The organism is Oscillibacter sp. CU971, assembly GCF_905219725.1.
Lineage (GTDB): Bacteria > Bacillota > Clostridia > Oscillospirales > Oscillospiraceae > Oscillibacter.
On record NZ_CAJMXG010000006.1, the window covers coordinates 17,274 to 36,657 of the forward strand.

The window sequence follows — 19,384 nt, forward strand, 5'->3', positions numbered from 1 at the left end:
TAAAACGCGGTTTTGAAAGCCCGCTTTGAAAAAAGGCCTCTGCGCAGTCCCGCGCAGAGGCCTTTTCTTATGCACTTCTTTTATGGCAAGCAGCCCTTACTGCTCCGCCATGGCCTTCGCCTCGGCGATGGCCTTCTCCTGGGCGGCGGGGGGGCAGTCCTGATAGCGGACAAAGTGGAAGGTGAAGCTGCCCCGGCTCTGGGTCATGGCCCGGAGGTCGATGGCGTANGTACCCATCTCCGCCATGGGAACCTCGGCGGTGATAACCTGGGTGCCGTCGNNCACGGGGTCCATGCCCATGGGGGTGCCCCGGCGCTTGGAGATGTCGCCCATGACGTCGCCGGTGTAGCTCTCCGGCACCGTCACCTTCAATTCGCCGATGGGCTCCAGCAGTACGGGGTTGGCCTCCGGCATGGCGGCCTTATAGGCAAGCTGCGCCGCCGTCTTAAAGGCGATTTCCGAGGAGTCCACCGGGTGGTAGGACCCGTCGTAGAGAACCGCTTTCAGGTTCACCAGGGGATAGCCCGCCAGGGGGCCGTGGATGCAGGCCTCCCGGAGGCCCTTCTCAACCGCCGGGAAGAAGTTCCGGGGCACGGAGCCGCCGAAGACCTCCTCGGCGAAGACCATATCCTCTTCATCCGGGTTGTACTCGAACCGGACCCACACGTCGCCGAACTGGCCGGAGCCGCCGGTCTGCTTCTTATGCCGCCCCTGCTTCTGCACGGTCTTGCGGATCTTCTCCCGGTAGGGCACCCGGGTGGGCTTCAGCTCGGCTTCCACCTTGAAGCGGTCCTTCAGCTTGCTGACCAGCACGTCCATCTGCATGTCGCCCGCGCCGGAGACCACCATCTGGTGGGTTTCAGCGTTGTTGACCACGGTGAAGGTGGNGTCTTCCTCATTCAGCCGGGTGAGGCCCTGGGCAATCTTATCCTCCTGGCCCNGGGTCTTGGGCTGGATGGCCACGGAGTAGCAGGGCTCGGCGAAGGGAATGTTTTTAAGGCTGACCACCTTCCGCTCGTCGCAGAGGGTGTCCCCGGTCCTGATGTCCATTTTGGCGATGGCGCCGATGTCGCCGCAGACCAGTTCCTTGACCTCGGCGTTTTTCTTGCCCCGGATGGTGTACAGACGGCCCAGCTTCACCTTCTCGCCGGTGCGGGCGTTTACCATAAGGAGATCCGGCGTAATGGTGCCGGAGAGGACCTTGACGAAGGAGTACTTGCCGTACTGGTCGGAGATGGTCTTGAAGACAAAGGCGGTGGGCACGCCGCCGGGGGAGACGACGAATTCTTCCGTCTCGCCGTCCGCCTTGGTGGCCTTATGATAGTTGCCCTCCACGGGATTGGGCAGCAGGTCCACGATGTTGTCCATCAGCATCAGGGAGCCCAGGCAGTTGATGGCGGAGCCGCAGAGGACGGGGAAGAGGCTCAGCTCCCGGACGCCCTGGCGCAGGCCCTGGATCATCTCGGCGTAGGTGAAGTCCTCGCCGCCGAAGAATTTTTCCATCAGCTCCTCGCTGGTCTCGGCCACGGACTCCTTGAGGGCGTCGTTGAACTCGGCGATGACATCGGCCTTGTCGGCGGGGACCTCGATTTCCACCCGCTTGAGGTTTTGCATCTCATAGGCCCGCTTGTTCAAAACGTCGATGATTCCGGTGACCTTTTTGCCNCCGTCCCAGATGGGGACCACCACGGGGGCGATCTTCTTGCCGAAGCGCTGGCGCAGGGCCTCGAAGGTAGCGTTGTAGTCGGAGTTGTCCTCGTCGGTTTTGGAGATGTAAATGAAGCGGGGCATGTTCCGCNCCTCGCAGTATTTCCACGCCTTCTCCAGGCCCACGGACACGCCGTCCTTGGCGGAGCAGACGATGATGGCGGCGTCGGCGGCCCGGAGGGCGGCCATGGCCTCTCCGGCGAAGTCAAAGGCGCCGGGGGTGTCCATGAGGTTGATGCGGCTTCCCTTGTAATCCAGGGGCGCCATGGCCAGGGAGAGGGAAATCTGGCGCTTGGTTTCCTCCGGATCGTAATCGCAGACGGTGTTGCCGTCGGCGGCCCGGCCCATTCTATCGATGACGCCGGTCATGTAGAGCAGGCTTTCGGCCAGGGCGGTCTTGCCGCTGCCGCTGTGCCCCAGCAGACAGACNTTGCGGATGGTCTGTACAGAATAGCTCATGATTCGTTCCACTCCTTCGTTTCAGTCTTCCAATGTGGTTTGCAGGTTCTCCATCAGCTCTTTCTCCTTGGCCGCTTTTTTCTCCTCGTCGGTCTCCTCCAGCATGTCTTTCAGCGCCGAGAGGATAAAGCGCACATAGCTGTTGAATTGCTTGACGGTCATTCCCATAGCCGATGCCTCCTTTTTTGCCATTCCGGCGGGCCCTGGGGGGCCGCAAGCGTCCAATATATGAATTATACAACACCCGGCGGCAGAATACAACAGAAATTTTGGGCAAAATCACATTTATGCTTCACTGCCAAATTGATGGTTAAATTTTCGTCAAATTACATATGGAAAAAGAAGGAAGAGCCCGGCGGACAGCCGCCGGGCCCTCAGAGTGTCGAAAANCGTAAAAACCATCNCCGACGGGAAGNAGGAGAGTTACGAGAGGAACCCAGGAAGGGTTCCTTTCGTTTTTAATCAGAAGTTTTCGGAACTTTTTTAAAGTTCTGAAAACTTGCTCAGGCTGGCGAAAACACTTTTTCGACAGCCTGAGGCCCGGCGGACAGCCGCCGGGCCATTCCAGGTTTTCCGTTTTTTGGGAGAGTTCCTCTTATTTCTGCAGGCCCTTCACCCAAGCGCCGTATTTATCCACATTGGCCTGGGCGTCCGCCGCGTCCCTGCCCTGGGTGAGGATGTAGACCTTGATCTTGGGCTCCGTGCCGGAGGGCCGGACAATCACGCTGGTGCCGTCCTCCATCTCAAAGCGCAGCACATTGGACCCGGAGAGCTCCATGGCGCTCTTCGCCCCGGTGGCGCAGTCCACCACGGACCCGTCGGAGTAGTCCTTGAACTGGACCGCCTTCACGCCGGAAATCTCCGCCGGGGGATTCTCCCGGAGGCCCTTCATCAGGTTCGCCATGTCCTTGAGGCCGTCCAGGCCCGGCATGACCAGGTTGTAGGTGTGCTCGGCGTAATAGCCGTACTTCTCATACAGGCCATCCAGGGCGTCCGCCAGGGTCTTCCCCTGGTCCGCGTACCAGGCGGCCATCTCCGTCAGCAGCAGCGCCGCCGTGACGGCGTCCTTGTCCCGGACGNAGTCCCCCAGCATATAGCCGTAGCTCTCCTCATAGGAGAAGATGACCTTTCCTTCGCCGCTGTTTTCCAGCTTGTCCTTCTTCTCCNCCAGGNACTTGAAGCCGGTGAAGGTGTCGAAGCACCGGAGGCCGTTGACCTCCGCCACCTTCCGGGCCATCTCCGTGGTGACGATGGTCTTCAGGGCCACCGCCTTTTCCGGCAGGGTGCCCGCCCGCTTCTTCGCGCCGATGAGGTAGTCCAGCAGCAGCACGCCGGTCTGGTTGCCGGTGATGACCTTAAACTCGCCGTCCCTGGTGCGGACCATGATGCCCACCCGGTCGGCGTCGGGGTCGGANCCCNGGATGAAGTCCGCGCCCTCCTTCTTGGCCAGGTCCACCGCCAGGTAGAAGCCCTCGGGATTCTCCGGGTTGGGGGAGACTACGGTGGGGAAGTCCCCGTCAATGACCATCTGCTCGGGAACGCAGAGGAGGTGTTTTACCCCCAGGCGGCCCAGGGCCTCGGGAATCAGCTTGTGGCCGGTGCCGTGGAAGGGGGTATAGACCATCTTGAAGCGGTCCGCCACCTTTTCAACTGTGGCCTTGTCGTTGACCTGGGCCATGACGTTGGAGAGGAATTTCTCGTCGGTCCCGGCTCCCAGGACCTCAATCAGCCCGGCCTTGACCGCCTCGTCATAGTCCATGCGCTTGATGTCGTTGAAAATGTCAATTTCGCTCAGGCGTTTCGCGATGGCGTCGGCATGGTGGGGGGGGAGCTGGGCGCCGTCCTGCCAATAGACCTTATAGCCGTTGTATTCCTTGGGGTTGTGGCTGGCGGTGACGTTGATGCCCGCNTGNCAGCGGNACTCNCGGACGGCAAAGCTCAGCTCCGGGGTGGGGCGGAGGGACTCGAAGATCCGCACATGGATGCCGTTGGCGGCGCAGACCCCGGCGGCGGCCCGGGCAAACTCCAGGGAGTGGTTCCGGCAGTCNATGCAGATGGCCACGCCCCGCTTCTTTCCCTCCTCGCCCTCGGCGCANATGACGTCGGCAAAGCCCTGGGTGGCCCAGCGGATGACGTGGATGTTCATATTGTGGAGCCCTGTGTACATGGTGCCCCGGAGGCCGGCGGTGCCGAATTCCAGGGGTCCGTAGAACCGGGATTCGATTTCCTTGGGGTCGTTTCGGATGGCTTCCAGCTCGGCCCGCTCCGCCTCGCTCAGGGCGGGGCTGGATAACCATTTCTCATATTCTTTCATGAAGTCCATAGCGATGCTCCTCCTTTGATGAACGTTCCTTGTTCTTTTTGATGGATTTTGACAAGGTTCGTTTCCTGACCGTCGGCAAAATTATCCATGCCGCACAAAAATATTATAAGAGAATCTCCCGGTGATGTCAAGAAGCGGTCTGACGCGGAAAAAAGCCCGTTCCAGGGAAGCCGTCCCTTTCCGCGGTCCCTTGGAGGGGTTTCCCTGTTTAAAATCCTCCGCTTATTATTAGAATATGTATTGCCATACGCTTCCTTTTCTGTTATAATAAATAAATGTTTTGTAAAATTTGAAAGAGAGGTGTTTCCTTTTTGAACTCCATTACCGACATTTGGGAGAATGTCCTGCGCCAGCTCCGGGGGACGCTCTCCGAGACCACCATCTCCACCTGGTTCGACGAGCTGAGCATCGTGGACATCAAAGGCGGCGCCTGCTACCTCCACTGCGCCAGCGATTTCAAAAGGGGATACCTGGAATCCCTGTTCCTCAACAACATCAAGGCCGCCCTCCACGACATCTTTTCCACCGACTTCGAGGTAAAGATTCTGGACGACGCGGGCCTTGTGGAGTTCCGGGGCGGCGGCGCTCCCAAGCGCCAGTCCGAGCGCTTCACTTACGCCGAGTTCACCTTCGACACCNTCGTCGTGGGCCCCTCCAACAAGCTGGCCCACGCCGCGTCCATGGCCGTTGCCGAGCACCCGGCCCAGAACTACAACCCCCTTCTCATCTACGGGGACTCGGGCCTGGGCAAGACCCACCTGCTCTACGCCATCGCCAACGTCATCCGGAAAAACGACCCCGCCTCTAAAATCGTCTACATCAAAGGANACGAGTTCATCAACGAGTTCGTGGAGCTGGTCNGGGCCAACCGGGGCAGCGAATTCCGGGCCAAGTACCGGGAGGCGGATTTGCTGCTGGTGGACGACGTGCAGTTTGTGGCGGGAAAAGAGCAGGTGCAAAACGAGTTCTTCCACACCTTCAACACCCTCTACGAGTCCGGGCGGCAGATTGTGCTGACCTCGGACCGGCCCCCCTCCGAAATGACGCTTTTGNACGACCGGCTGCGGACCCGCTTCGAGTGGGGCCTGCTTGCCGACGTAACGCCGNCNGATTTTGAGNCCCGGCTTGCCATCGTGAAGAACAAGGCGGCGCTGCTGGGCATGAATCTGCCGGACAAAATCGCCGTGCAGATTGCCCAGAAGGTCACCGCCAACGTCCGCCAGCTGGAAGGCACCGTCAACAAGGTCCTGGCCTATAAGGAGCTTTTGGACAAGGAGACGGACGAGGCCACCGTCGACCGGGCCATGCAGGACATCTTAAAGGGGAGCAACGAGTACANTCCCACGCCGGAGGGCATCTTGACCTACGTCAGCCGCTACTACCAGCTGGACGAGTCCGTGGTANAGGGCCAGCAGCGGGTCCGCGCCGCCGTGGAGGCTCGGCAGATCTCCATGTACCTCATCCGGGNCATGACGAACNNNTNCCAGGACAACATCGGCCAGCTCTTCGACAACCGGGACCACTCCACCGTCATTCACTCCATCCGCCAGGTGGAGCAGAAGATGAAAAAAGACCCGGCCTTCGCCGAAATGGTGAAGGAATTGAAGTCCAACATCACGTCCCGGCACTGACGGATTTCCACATTTCCCGGTGGAAAGGGAAAACTTCCCTGTGGAAAAAACACCCTTCGACAAGAGGCGTGGAGAAGCGCCCTGTTTTTCAACAGAGGCTGTGGAGGCGGAAACCCTTGCCGCCGCTGGGATTCTTCTCTTTTTCCACAAAACCGCCCCCTACGACTACTTCCCCTACGTTATATTGTTTTCTTTTTTAAAAAGAGCCTTCGGGNGCAAAGGAGGTCCCCTTATGAAATTCAGCTNTGAGAAAGCTTTGCTTCAAAATGCCATCTCCGTCACCAGCCGCGCGGTCGCACAGAAAAGCTCCATTCCCGCCCTGGAGGGACTGCTGCTTCACGCCGGGGAGGACGNNCTGACCGTCTCCGGCTACNACATGCAGACCGGCATCCGGGCGAAGGTCTCCGCCGGCGTGGAGGAGAAAGGCGAAATCNTGCTCAACGCCAGGCTCTTCGNCGACATCATCCGCCGGATGCCCGATGATACGGTTACCTTTATTTCCAATGAAAAATTACAGGTCCGCCTTCTCTGCGGCGACGCGGACTTTGATATCCCCGGCCTTTCCGCGGCGGATTACCCCGACCTTCCCGAGNTNGAGGNCGAGTATGCCGTTTCCATGCAACGAAGGGTCCTCCGGGCCATGATTGAGGAGGTGGCCTTCGCCGTCTCCACCAACGAGAGCCGCCCGGTCCACACCGGGGCCCTCTTTGAAATCGGAGAGGGCCGCCTCACCATGGCCGCCGTGGACGGGTTCCGCCTGGCGGTGCGGAAGGAGCCCCTGGAAAAGCTGGAGGGAGGGGCCTTTTCCTTCGTGGCCCCCGGCCCCGCCCTGAACGAGGTCAAGAGCATCTGCGGCGACGTGGAGGATCTGGCGGAAATCACCCTGGGGCGGCGGCATATCCTCTTTACCGTGGGGGACGTGGAGCTTATCTGCCGCCGTCTGGAGGGGGAATTTTTGGATTACCGGAACGCCATCCCGAAAAACAACCCCATTGCCGTCACTGTGGAGGCCAAGGCCCTGATTGAGAGCATCGACCGGNTGTCCGTANTGATTTCCGACAAGCTGAAAAGCCCGGTCCGCTGCCGGTTTGAGGAAAACCGGGTGCTTCTTTCCGCCAAGACCGGCAACGGCGAGGCCAAGGACGTGTGCCGCCTGGAAGGGGACGGCGGGGGCCTGGAAATCGGCTTTAACAACCGCTATTTGATGGAAGCCCTGCGCTACGCCCCGGCGGAGACGGTGCGGATTGAGCTGAACACCGGCGTGTCCCCCGCCATCATCGTGCCCACGGATGACAAGGACAACTTCCTTTATATGGTCCTGCCCGTCCGGCTGAAAAACGCGGAGTGAGGCGTATATGAGAGAAATCACGATTACCACGGAGTTTATCAAGCTCCAGGATCTTTTGAAATTTGCGGGTCTGGTGGAGACCGGCGGCGAGGCCAAGGAGCGCGTCCAGGCCGGGGAAGCCCTGGTCAACGGGGAGCCCTGCGTCCAGCGGGGAAAGAAAATCCGGCCCGGCGACAAGGTTTCCTTCGCCGGAGAAGTGATGACCGTAACCTATGCAAATTGACCGCCTGGAACTGGAGGGCTTTCGGAACTACGCCCGCCAGGCGGCGGACTTCGACCCCCGGTGCNACGTCGTCTGCGGCGAGAACNCCCAGGGAAAGACGAACCTTCTGGAGGCCGTCGCCTACCTCTCCCGGGGGAAGTCCCCAAGGGCGCGGACGGACCGGGAGATGATCGGCTTTCAGGAGGAGTCCGCCCGGCTGCTGGCCCGGGTCTATTCCCGGGACCGGGAATTCAAGGTCCAGGCGGATTTATTCCGGGGGAGACGGCGGAAGCTCACCGTCAACCAGGTCCCCGTAAAGACCAACGCGNCCCTGGGAGACNNGTTCCACACGGTGCTGTTCCAGCCGGAGGACCTTTTCCTCATCCGGGAGGGAGCCGCCGCCCGGCGGCGCTTCCTGGATACCGCCCTGTGCCAGCTCCGGCCCCGGTACGCCGCCGCCCTGGCGGGGTACGAGCGGGCAAGGGAGCAGAAAACCCGCATCCTCCGGGACTATGACCAGCGGCCCGGTTTGCTGGAGGCCCTGCCGGAATTCAGCGAGCAGATGGTCCGCCTGGGGGCGGCGCTGGTGCGGTACCGCCATCAGTTCTGCCTCCGCCTGGCGGAAGCCGCCGCCGCCTGCCACCGGGAATGCTCCGGGGGAAGGGAAACGCTGGAGCTCCGGTATCAGACGGTAACCTCTATAGAGGACCCCGGCGCGGAGATCGGTATTTTGACGGAACAGCTCCGGCGGCATATGGAGGGCCANCGGGAGGCGGAGCTCTCTTCCCGCCTGTGCCTCTCCGGGCCCCATAAGGACGACATTCTCGTGGGCATCGACGGGCGGGAGGCAAAGCAGTACGCCTCCCAGGGCCAGACCCGGACCGCCGCCCTGGCGCTGAAGCTGGCGGAGCGGGAGATATATAAAAACGCGGCGGGGGAGTACCCGGTGCTTCTTCTGGACGATGTGCTTTCCGAGCTGGACCCCCGGCGGCAGGAATTCGTCCTGAACCGCATTGCGGGGGGACAGGTGTTTATTACCTGCTGTGAAGAGGACCGATTGCCGAATCTCTTGGGCGGCAGGGTGTTTCACGTGGAACANGGAAGGATTTTTGAATGAAAGGGAAGAAAAACGCCGGATACAGCCTTTTAATCATCTTGCTTTTGGTCCTTCTGGGAGTGGAGGTTTATATGGAGCTCCGCTATTCCTGCAAGGAGCTTTCCATTACCTCCAAGGACACGGAGAAGATTCTCCGCCAAACGCCGGAGGTCTCCATTACGGAGGAGGACAGGGCCATGCTGGCGGAGCTGCTTGCGGTCTCCTCTGTCCGGGAGCTTCTGGAGGGCGGGGAAAACGGAGACATCCATGCCTGGGAGGACCCCGGCGCAGCGGAGGCGGCGGGGAAATACCTGGACGCGGAGAGTGTGGAGTCCCTGACTGTCAGCGCCTTATTTGATGAGGGCGGGTCTGTCGTCTTTGCGGGCTGGCGGGAGGAGGAGGGCCTCTTTTATCTCCAGGAGGGCCCGGAGGAGGGGGCGTATTACAAGCTCTATTCCCCCAAGAGGGGAAGGACCTATGAAAACTGGGACAACGAACGGGCCCAAAGAAGCGAGGTTCACCGCCGGTGGTTTGCCTGGCTCCGGGACGGCTTGTGGAAGGATGAATAGCGGCTATGTATCTGCACTTAGGGCAAAACGAAATCATTCCCCAGCGCCGGATTATAGGAATTTTCGATCTGGACAAATGCAGCTATGAGAAGCGGACCCGGGACTATCTCGCCGCCGCCGAAAAAGAAGGCGTGGTGCTGGATATCTCCGGGGATTTGCCCCGGTCCTTCGTGGTCTGTGACCACCCGTATCATGAGCAGATTGTGTACCTGAGCCCCCTGAGCCCCNGAGNCNTGCGGAAGCGGGNGGAGAGCGGNAAGCTGGAGTGATGGGACAGCCTATGCGGCTTTGAAGGAAAGTATTCCAATCGTTTACCGGGAGTGGGGAAAGGCGGGCTGGAGGAAAATCCTGCCTGTCCGGCCCTGGGGGACTGGTCCTGTGACCGGGCCATGGGNAGCGGCCGGAAAATGGCCTGACCAGGGGGTCAGGCCCCACAAAGGGGTGGTTCCNGCCCGGCTTTTTCCGCTCTAAAAAATAAGTTCCGTAAAGCAGCTCTCCGTTGCCGTGTGACAGGGCAAGACAAACACCGCACCGCAGAGCGGGATAAAATTCTTTTTGGTTCTTTTTCTTATTAAGAAAAAGANCAGCAAAGNAGAANTATATGGCAGACAATGAAATCTTAAATTCCACCGCGGTCGACGCGTCCAACGAGTACGACGCCTCNGAAANCCAGGTTCTGGAGGGCCTGGAGGCCGTGCGGAAGCGGCCCGGCATGTATATCGGCTCCACCTCCGCTTCGGGCCTTCATCACCTGGTCTATGAGATCGTGGACAACGCCATCGACGAGGCCCTGGCGGGCTTCTGCACGGAAATCCTGGTCCAGATTAACCCCGGGGACACCATTACCGTGGTGGACAACGGCCGGGGCATCCCCGTGGACATCCAGGCCCAGACCGGAAAGCCCGCCCTGGAGGTGGTCTATACCATCCTCNACGCGGGAGGCAAGTTCGGCGGCGGGGGCTATAAGGTCTCCGGCGGCCTCCACGGCGTGGGCGCGTCGGTGGTCAACGCCCTTTCCGAGTGGCTGACGGTCCAGGTCCACAAAAACGGCGAGATCTATGAGATGAAATTCTCCCGGGNCCCTATTACCCAGGAGATGAAAATCGTGGGCAAAACGGNNCATACCGGCACCACCGTCACCTTCAAGCCGGACCCGGAGATGTTCGAGGATACGGTTTACAGCTACGACATCCTCCACACCCGCATGCGGGAGGAGGCGTTCTTAAACGCGGGCCTCCGCATCAACACCGTGGACCTCCGTCCCGGAAAAGAGCAGGAGGACTCCATGTGCTATGAGGGGGGCATCCGGGAGTTTGTCACCTGNCTCAACAAGAGCAAGGACGCCCTCCACCCCGGGGTNATTTACATGTCCNGCCAGCGGGAGGATTCCATTGCCGAGGTAGCCTTACAGTACAACNACGGCTACAGCGAAACNATCCTCTCCTTCGCCAACAACGTCCACACCCCGGAGGGGGGCATGCACGAGGAGGGCTTCAAGCGGGCCCTGACCACCGTGCTGAACAGCTACGGCAAAAAAATCAAGATGCTCAAGGACGACGAGAAGGTCTCCGGCGAGGACTGCCGGGAGGGCCTTACCTGCGTCATCTCCGTAAAGCTCACCGACGCCCAGTTTGAGGGGCAGACCAAGGCCAAGCTTGGAAACAGCGAAATCCGCACTTTGGTAAACAACATCGTGGCGGAGAAGCTGGACACCTTCCTGGAGGAGAACCCCCAGGTGGGAAGGATGATTCTGGACAAGGCCCTCACCGCCTCCCGGGCCAGGGAGGCCGCCAAGAAGGCACGGGAATCCATCCGCCGCAAGACCGCCCTGGGCGGCGCCGCCATGCCCGACAAGCTCCGGGACTGCAACGAGAATAACCCGGAGCTGACCGAGCTCTATATCGTCGAGGGCGACTCCGCCGGAGGCTCCGCCACCCAGGGGCGGGACTCCCGCTTCCAGGCCATCCTGCCCCTTTGGGGAAAGATGCTGAATGTGGAAAAGGCCCGGGCGGACAAGGTCTATGGAAACGACAAGCTCCAGCCCGTCATCACCGCCCTGGGGGCGGGCATCGGGGAGGAGTTTGACGCCAACAAGCTCCGGTATCATAAAGTCATTATTATGGCGGATGCCGACGTGGACGGAAGCCATATCCGGACATTGCTTCTGACCTTCTTCTTCCGCTTTATGCGCCCCCTCATTGAGCAGGGCTATGTTTATTCCGCCGTCCCGCCCCTCTTTAAGCTCACCCGGNGCAAGNCCACACGGGTCGCCTATGACGAACCGGAACGGGANCGCGTTTCCGCCGAGCTCCGGGCAGGGAATCCGGGCGCCAAGGTGGAAATCAGCCGCTTCAAGGGCCTTGGCGAGATGAACCCCCACGAGCTGTGGGAGACTACCATGGACCCCGCCACCCGGACCCTGCGGCGGATTACCCTGGACGACGCGGTGAAGGCGGACGAGACGTTTACGATCCTCATGGGGGAGAAGGTGGAGCCCCGGAAGGAGTTCATTGAGAAGAACGCACAGTATGTGGTGAATCTGGACTACTGAGGGTACGGAAATGAGACGAATCATAAGCGCGCTTTTGCTCCTGGCCCTGCTGTTGACAGGCTGCGGCGGCGTCTCGAAAGAAGAATACGACGCGGCTTGTGCCGAGCGGGACGCCCTCCAGGAAGAACTTCAAGAGACACAGGCGGAACTCCAGGAGCTGCGGGACGGAACCGAACCGATGACGGTGACCCTGAAGGGCAGCTTTACGGCCACGGTACGGGCCCTGATTCTTGAGGGTGAAGCGTCGCCGCTGGCGGTGGTTGAATTGTTTCAAAGCACGCCCTTTATCATGTGCGCCGGAAAATTTACGGAGCAGCTTGAGGTGGGAGAGACCTATGTCTTTGAGATTGAGACAAGAGAGAATATAGAAATCCCCGCGTCAGAATACGCCTCCGGCTATCCCGACCCGGTTGATATTGCGTGGTACAATCTCCAGGCGGCGGATGTTCGTTTGGCTGAGGAGGCCGACTGCGGATTGGATTCGTGCCACCTTGTGTATGAGAGCTGATTTAAGGAAAGGCTGGGTAACAGCAGATGAGTAAGAAACCCCAATACGACCCCGAGGAAATCCGCTTTCCGGACCAGAAGATCGTGGAGTCCCCCCTGGTCCCGGAGATGGAGAAATCCTATATCGACTACGCCATGAGCGTGATTGTGGGCCGGGCCCTGCCGGACGTGCGGGACGGCCTCAAGCCCGTCCACCGCCGCATCCTCTACGCCATGTACGAGGATAACCTCACCCACGACAAGCCCTTCCGCAAGTGCGCCACCGCCGTGGGCGACGTGCTGGGCCGCTACNACCCCCACGGCGACCAGTCGGTGTACGACGCCCTGGTCCGCCTGGCCCAGGATTTTTCCATGCGCTATATGCTCATTGACGGACACGGCAACTTCGGCTCCGTAGACGGCGACCCCCCGGCGGCCTACCGTTACACGGAGGCCCGCCTTGCCAGAATCTCCGAGGAGATGCTGCGGGAAATCGAGAAGGACACCGTGGACTGGGACCCCAACTTCGACGAAACCCGGAAGGAGCCCAAGGTCCTGCCTTCCCGGTTCCCGAACCTCCTGGTAAACGGCTCCTCCGGCATCGCCGTGGGCATGGCCACCAACATCCCGCCCCACAACCTCCGGGAGGTTATCGGGGCCGTTATCCATNTGCTGGACGACCCCGAGGCCACGCTGACGGATTTGATGCAGCACATGGAGGGCCCGGACTTCCCAACCAAGGGCATCATCATGGGCCGCTCCGGCATCCGGGCGGCCTACGCCACCGGCCGGGGCCGGGTGACCATCCGGGCGAGGCATNAATTTGAGGAGTTCGGCCAGAACCGGACCCGCATCATCATCACGGAAATCCCCTACCAGGTCAACAAGCGGANNCTGATTANAAACATGGCGGACCAGGTGGAGGACAAACGGCTGGAGGGCATTTCCAACATCCAGGANGAGTCCGACCGCAACGGTATGCGCATTGTCATTGAGCTGAAGCGGGACGCCAACCCCCAGGTGGTCTTAAACCGCCTCTTCGCCCAGACCCAGCTTCAGACCACCTTTGCCATTAACATGCTGGCCCTGGTGGAGGTGAACGGCAAGCTCCAGCCGAAGATTTTGTCCCNGCGGCACATCCTGGACGAGTACATCCAGCACCAGGAGCAGGTTATCATCCGCCGCACCCGGTTCGACCTGAAAAAGGCCCAGGAGCGGGCCCACCTGCTGGAGGGATTGCTGATTGCCCAGGATCACATTGACGAGGTTATCAAGGTCATCCGCAGCAGCTATGATAACGCTAAAGAAAACCTCATGACCCGCTTCGGCCTGGACGACGTACAGGCCCAGGCCATCTGCGACATGCGGATGATCTCCCTCCAGGGCTTAAACCGGGAGAAGCTGGAAAACGAGTACAAGGAGCTGGAAGAGCGCATTGCCTACTTCCAGAAAATCCTCTCCGACGAGACCCTGGTCCGCCAGATTCTGAAAGAGGAGCTCACCGCCATCGCCGGGAAGTACGGCGACGAACGAATGACGGAAATCCAGGACGTGGAGGACGAAATCGACATCGAGGACCTCATCGAGGAGGAGCAGTGCGTCTTCACCCTGACCCAGGCGGGATATATCAAGCGGACCCCCGTCAGCGAGTNCGCNGCCCAGTCCAAGGGCGGCATGGGAAAGAAGGGCATCACCACCCGGGAGGAGGACGCGGTGGCGGACGTGTTCACCGCCTCCACCCACGACTATATCCTCTTCTTCACGGACACCGGAAAGGTCTACCGGAAGAAGGGCTATCAAATTCCCGTCTCCGGCAAAACCGCCAAGGGGACCAACATTGTCAACATCCTCCAGGNGGAGCAGGGCGAGCGGGTCCAGGCCATGGTCCACACCCGGTCCATTGAGGACGACGGCCGCTTCCTCTTCATGGTCACCCGGAACGGCGTGGTGAAGCGCCTGCCGGCGGGCAGCCTGAAAAACCTCCGCAACAACGGCATCCGGGCCCTGAGCATGACGGAGGACGACCGGCTCATTACNGTCCGGGAGACGGACGGGGAGCAGAATATCCTCATCGCCACCCACGACGGGATGGNCGTCTGCTTCCACGAGGACGACGTGCGCCCCATGGGCCGGACCNCCGTGGGCGTGCTTGGCATCAAGCTCCGGGAAGGGGACTACGTGGTGGGCGCNGCCCGGGCCCAAAGCGGCAAGGCCGTCCTCACCATCACGGAAAAGGGCTACGGCAAGCGGACGCCGGTGGAGGAGTACCGGATTACAAAGCGGAACGCCTACGGCATCAAGAACTATATGCTGACGGAGAAAACCGGGCAGGTGGTCGGCATCAAGGTGGTGGACGGGTCCGAGGACCTGCTGCTGGTGACGGAGGCGGGCATCTTAATCCGCACGCCGGTGGAGGCCNTCAANCAGTGCGGCCGCTCCACCCNGGGGGTGATTGTCNTGCGGTTCAAGGAAGAAGGGGACCGGGTGATTTCCATGGCCCTGGCAGATCGGGAGGAAGCGCCCGCTTCCGGAGAGGCGCCCTCNTNTGAGGAGACGGTGTAAGCGCCTATGAAGACGGTTACGATCTACACCGACGGGGCCTGCTCCGGGAACCCCGGCCCCGGGGGCTGGGGGGCCATTTTGATGTACGGAGAGCACAAAAAGGAGCTCTCCGGCGGCGAGGCCCAGACCACCAACAACCGCATGGAGCTCACCGCCGTCATCACCGCCCTGGAGGCCCTGCGGGAGCCCTGTGAGGTAGAGCTGTGGTCCGACAGCAAATATGTCATCGACGGGCTCAGCAAGGGCTGGGCCAAGGGCTGGCGGGCCAGGGGCTGGGTGAAAGGCGACAAAAAGCCCGCCCTGAACCCGGACCTCTGGGGCCGCCTGCTGGACCTGGCGGAGACTCACACCCTGCGCTACCACTGGGTGAAGGGCCACGCGGAAAACGAATTCAACAACCGCTGCGACGAAATGGCCGTGGCGGAGAGCCGGAAATTTAAGTGAGGCTTTAGGCCTTGTTTGAAAAAAGGCAGAACGCCGTCTTTGGGCATCTTTTTCCGCCAGGACTGCGTTGATTGGACTTGAAATCCGTCAGGATTCCTGCGTCCAATCGCCTTGCCTGGCAAAAAAATATGCCCCAATCCGGCACTCCGCCAATTTTCAAACAAGGCCTAACATTCATAAACTGTTTACAGGAATCTCATAATTTTGCAAAAAGTTTTGGGTACAGTAAGAATCAGCAAAGGGTACTCCCAGCCCGATGCGTTTTCTCCCTCCTAAAATAAACACACACGGAAGACGGGCCGCTCTGCGGCCCGTTTTTCGTTTTCGCAAAGAAAAATCTCTTATCAAAAGGGAAATTCCTGCCGATAAACTGTTCGTAAAGGAATACAAATTTATGGTAAAGGAGTACGAAAAAAGGAGACGCGCAAAAAATGAGGCTGCAAGCATATGATTCGGCTTTTGTGAACCGGGCAGGGGGGGCGGACCGGAACGCCGCGCCCTATGACGGGGCGGGAAGGGCCGGAGGGAAAACGGCCTTCGCCGGGTATCTGGATGTGGAGCGCCAGAGGCAAATGATGCGGGAGCTGCCGCCGGGCGGGATGCTGGACTCCGTCTACATGCAGTTCATGGAGGACTACCGGGCCTGGAAAGCCGGACAGCCGGAGGCCGCCCTGCCGGATTCCCAGGGCTGGACGGAGGAGAATCTGGCGTTTCTCCGGGAGCGTTACGCCGGGGACCTGTCCGCCTTTGAAATCTACGACGCGCTGGATACCATGAAGCAGCTGGGCATCCTCAGCGAAAAGGGCCTGCGCTGTGCCGAGGGCACCACGCTGATCGCCATCGATATGAAAGCCGGAATTGTGGAGACTTCTGCGGACCCGGATTCCAAAGCCGCGTGGCTTCACGGCTTTGACGAGGCCCCCATGGTGGGCTTCCGCAGTCTGGAGGATATCCTCTCCTGGGCAAAGGACTTTCGGGAGGAAGANCACCCGGATTTCATCACNGGAGCCGAGGCCATGGCCCGGGGCTGGATTTAAGGGGGAAGGGGAGGACGGAACATGGATGCTGGAGTCAAATACATTGTCAACAACACCGGAATTCCCACCTCGGAATGGGGAAAGTACAAGCCCGCGGGCGTGAACCCGGACGGGCCCTCGGTGGACTTTTCGGACCTTCTTTCCGGCAGGAACCAGGAGATCGTCTCTAATCTCACCGATGGAGCGAGGAAGACCTTGCAGCGGCTGAAAAGCAATCCCAATTCCATTTCCAAGATGGAGTGGATGGACCTGATGCACGAGCTGAACGCCATGGGGGCCGTCAGCGACACGGATTATACCTGGACGCGGGTAGATTTCCATCTTATACCTTTGGGGGATAAAGAGAATCCGTTTCCGCTGTCGAAAGACATGCGGGAGACGCTGCTGAGCGGCGGCAGCCAGTGGTCGGGAANTCCCTTGAACCAGCTGGACCAGTGGGCCTTNTCCCTGAAAAAATGGGGCACGGAGCTGTCCTGGGAGCGGAATTTCGACGGGAGTCCCAAATACAAGGACCTCTCCCCGATTTACGATCAGGCCTCCGCCTGCGGCCGGGTGTCCAACCTGATCAAGGGCCTGCTGGCGGCGGATATCTTTGCCTCCCGGTGAGNGGGGGCGGCTTTGCTTTCATAAACGGCGGGACGGCGCAAGGCCGTCCCGCTTTTTTGTCCCCCCTTGCTAAACCCGGACAAACAGTATAAAATAGATCCGTCAACAATTCCATACGGGAGGTTCAAAGTATGAAGGACGGATTCATCTCCGTGGCCTGCGGCGCGCCCAAGCTGCGCCTGGCGGACTGCGCCTACAACGCCGAACAGAGCTTTCAAATGATGCGCTCCGCCGAGAAGGCGGGGGTCAAGGTCCTGGTCCTGCCGGAGCTGGGGCTGACGGGCTACACCTGCGGCGATCTTTTCTATCAGGAGGCCCTCCTACGGGAGGCGGAGGAGGGATTGAAAACCGTGCTGGAGGCCACGCGGAACCTGGAAGTGGTGGCGGCGGTGGGAATGCCCCTGCGGGTCCATAACGAATTGTATAATTGCGCTGTTATAATACAAAAAGGGAGGATTCTGGGCGTGGTTCCCAAGACCCATCTGCCCAATTACGGCGAGTTTTACGAAAAGCGCTGGTTCGCCCCGGCCCCGGCGGAGGCGGAGAGCCTGCCCCTTCTGGGCCAGGAGTTCGTCACCTTCGGGGCGGGCCAGGTCTTCCGGTGCGAAAACGTGCCGGGCCTGGTGCTGGGCTTTGAGATCTGCGAGGACCTCTGGTCCCCGGACTCCCCCTCTGTCCGGATGGCCAAGGACGGGGCCGCCATCATCGGCAATCTCTCCGCCAGCAACGACGTGGTGGGCAAGGACGCCTACCGCCGCCAGCTGGTGACCATGCAGAGCGCCAAGCTCCTCTGCGGCTATGTCTACGCCAGCGCCGGGGCGGGGGAGTCCACCTCGGATCTGGTCTTTGGGGCCCACCAGATGATCGCGGAAAACGGAGCCCTGCTTGCGGAGCGCCGCTTTGAGGGGGGGCTGCTGGTGTCGGAAATCGACGTTCAGCGCCTGGCCTGCGAGCGCCGGCGGACCCAGTCCCTGGGGGAGGGCTCCGGAAACGAGGGGTGCGGGGAGACCTTCACCCTGACGGAGGGCAAAACCAAGCTCACCCGCCACGTCTCCCCCATGCCCTTCGTCCCCGAGGGGAAGGAGGACCGGGACGAGCGGTGCCGGGAAATCCTCCTCCTGGCCTCCCTGGGCCTCAGGCGGCGCTTGGAGCACACCGGGGCGAAGTGCGCCGTGGTGGGCCTCTCCGGTGGGCTGGACTCCACCCTGGCGGTGCTGATTACCGGCCTTGCCATGAAGATGATGGACCGGCCCCTGTCGGACATCATCGCCGTTACCATGCCCTGCTTCGGCACCACGGACCGGACGCGGAACAACGCCGTCCTCCTGGCGGAGCAGATGGGGGCCGCCCTGCGGACCGTGGACATCTCCCAGAGCGTCCGCAGCCACTTCCGGGACATCGGCCACGACCCGGAGGACCATTCCGTCACCTATGAAAACGCCCAGGCCCGGGAGCGGACCCAGGTGCTCATGGACATCGCCAATGAGCACGGCGGCCNGGTCATCGGCACCGGGGACCTNAGCGANCTGGCCCTGGGCTGGTGCACCTACAACGGGGACCACATGAGCANGTACGGGGTCAACGCCTCCATCCCCAAGACCCTGGTACGGCATTTGGTGGGCTACCTCTCCCGGGCCGGGGAGGAGCCGGAGCTCCACGACGTGCTGGAGGACATTCTGGACACTCCCGTCTCCCCGGAGCTTCTGGCCGCCGTGAAGGGGGAAATCTCCCAGCGGACGGAGGACCTGGTGGGGCCCTATGAGCTTCACGACTTTTTCCTGTATTATATCATCCGCTGGGGCTTTGCCCCGGGGAAGGTCTTCCGCCTGGCCCAGCACGCCCTGGGGNGGAAGTACAGCCGGGAGGTCATCCTGAAATGGCTGAAGTCCTTCTACCGCCGCTTCTTCACCCAGCNGTTCAAGCGGAACTGCCTTCCCGACGGGCCGAAGATCGGCACCGTGTCCCTGTCCCCCCGTGNCGNCTGGCGGATGCCCAGCGACGCGCAGGCCGCCGTGTGGCTGGCGGAAGTGGAGGCACTGAAATGAGAGAAAATGAGAAGCCAGTCGCCCATAAGGGGCCCCCGCTCGAACCCAGCGAAGCGGTTCGAGTGGGGAGAGGAGGAAGGAATGGAGCGTGCGGAGTCCTCGCCGGAAGGCGGGGACGGAGCAGAGCGGAATTTCTTCCGACGAGGCGGATGCCCAGCGACGCGCAGGCCGCCGTGTGGCTGGCGGAAGCGGAGGCGCTGAAATGAGAAGACGGTTGTTTGCCGCCCTGCTCTTCATGCTCCTCCTCACCGGCTGCGGTGGAAAGACGGTGCCCCCGCCCCCGGAGGAGCCGGACATCCCCCCGGCGGAGGCCCCGCA

Annotated in this window: 14 protein-coding genes; 11 read left to right on the top strand and 3 right to left on the bottom strand. The window is 60.9% G+C overall.

The window, feature by feature from the left end:
• Positions 1-96 precede the first annotated feature (96 nt).
• The 3 genes from JX325_RS01130 to JX325_RS01140 form a co-directional block, all read right to left on the bottom strand.
• On the bottom strand, positions 97-2,166 hold the full coding sequence (locus tag JX325_RS01130) for an elongation factor G (protein ID WP_204789338.1): 2,070 nt from the start codon (positions 2,164-2,166) through the stop codon (positions 97-99).
• A gap of 21 nt (positions 2,167-2,187) precedes the next feature.
• Entirely contained in the window at positions 2,188-2,334 is a 147-nt protein-coding gene (locus tag JX325_RS01135) for a hypothetical protein (protein WP_204789354.1), read from the bottom strand.
• Positions 2,335-2,761: 427 nt separating this feature from the next.
• The gene (locus JX325_RS01140; protein WP_204789339.1) at positions 2,762-4,489 is read right to left on the bottom strand and encodes a phospho-sugar mutase; all 1,728 of its coding nucleotides are present in this window, start codon (positions 4,487-4,489) and stop codon (positions 2,762-2,764) included.
• Positions 4,490-4,800: 311 nt separating this feature from the next.
• Here JX325_RS01140 and dnaA point away from each other — a divergent pair, with 311 nt between their 5' ends.
• From dnaA to JX325_RS01195, 11 genes are all read left to right on the top strand, one after another.
• Positions 4,801-6,120 carry a chromosomal replication initiator protein DnaA gene (gene dnaA, locus JX325_RS01145; protein WP_204789340.1) on the top strand — a complete coding sequence of 440 codons (1,320 nt, stop codon included), beginning with the start codon at positions 4,801-4,803 and terminating at the stop codon, positions 6,118-6,120.
• Positions 6,121-6,352: 232 nt separating this feature from the next.
• A complete protein-coding gene (dnaN, locus tag JX325_RS01150) occupies positions 6,353-7,468 on the top strand; it encodes a DNA polymerase III subunit beta (RefSeq protein WP_204789341.1) in 1,116 nt (371 codons plus the stop codon).
• Positions 7,469-7,475: 7 nt separating this feature from the next.
• Positions 7,476-7,691, top strand: a complete 216-nt coding sequence (locus JX325_RS01155) for an RNA-binding S4 domain-containing protein (protein WP_204789342.1) — start codon at positions 7,476-7,478, stop codon at positions 7,689-7,691.
• Entirely contained in the window at positions 7,681-8,787 is a 1,107-nt protein-coding gene (recF, locus tag JX325_RS01160) for a DNA replication/repair protein RecF (RefSeq protein WP_204789343.1), read from the top strand. Before JX325_RS01155 ends, recF begins: the two co-directional genes overlap by 11 nt.
• Positions 8,784-9,335 (top strand): hypothetical protein, encoded by a 552-nt coding sequence (locus JX325_RS01165; RefSeq protein WP_204789344.1) that lies wholly within the window; start codon positions 8,784-8,786, stop codon positions 9,333-9,335. The genes recF and JX325_RS01165 overlap by 4 nt, the downstream gene beginning before the upstream one ends.
• 5 nt (positions 9,336-9,340) lie before the next feature.
• Positions 9,341-9,604 (top strand): extracellular matrix regulator RemB, encoded by a 264-nt coding sequence (gene remB / locus JX325_RS01170; protein WP_204789345.1) that lies wholly within the window; start codon positions 9,341-9,343, stop codon positions 9,602-9,604.
• A gap of 332 nt (positions 9,605-9,936) precedes the next feature.
• Entirely contained in the window at positions 9,937-11,886 is a 1,950-nt protein-coding gene (gene gyrB, locus JX325_RS01175; RefSeq protein WP_204789346.1) for a DNA topoisomerase (ATP-hydrolyzing) subunit B, read from the top strand.
• 10 nt (positions 11,887-11,896) lie between these two features.
• A complete protein-coding gene (locus JX325_RS01180; RefSeq protein WP_204789347.1) occupies positions 11,897-12,394 on the top strand; it encodes a hypothetical protein in 498 nt (165 codons plus the stop codon).
• Between the two features lie 26 nt (positions 12,395-12,420).
• Entirely contained in the window at positions 12,421-14,934 is a 2,514-nt protein-coding gene (gyrA, locus tag JX325_RS01185) for a DNA gyrase subunit A (RefSeq protein WP_204789348.1), read from the top strand.
• Positions 14,935-14,940: 6 nt separating this feature from the next.
• Positions 14,941-15,378: a ribonuclease HI gene (rnhA, locus tag JX325_RS01190; protein ID WP_204789349.1), complete on the top strand. Its 438-nt coding sequence runs from the start codon at positions 14,941-14,943 to the stop codon at positions 15,376-15,378.
• A 1,774-nt stretch (positions 15,379-17,152) separates the two neighbouring features.
• Complete coding sequence (locus tag JX325_RS01195; RefSeq protein WP_204789350.1) at positions 17,153-19,066, top strand: NAD(+) synthase; 1,914 nt, start codon at positions 17,153-17,155, stop codon at positions 19,064-19,066.
• Positions 19,067-19,384 lie beyond the last annotated feature (318 nt).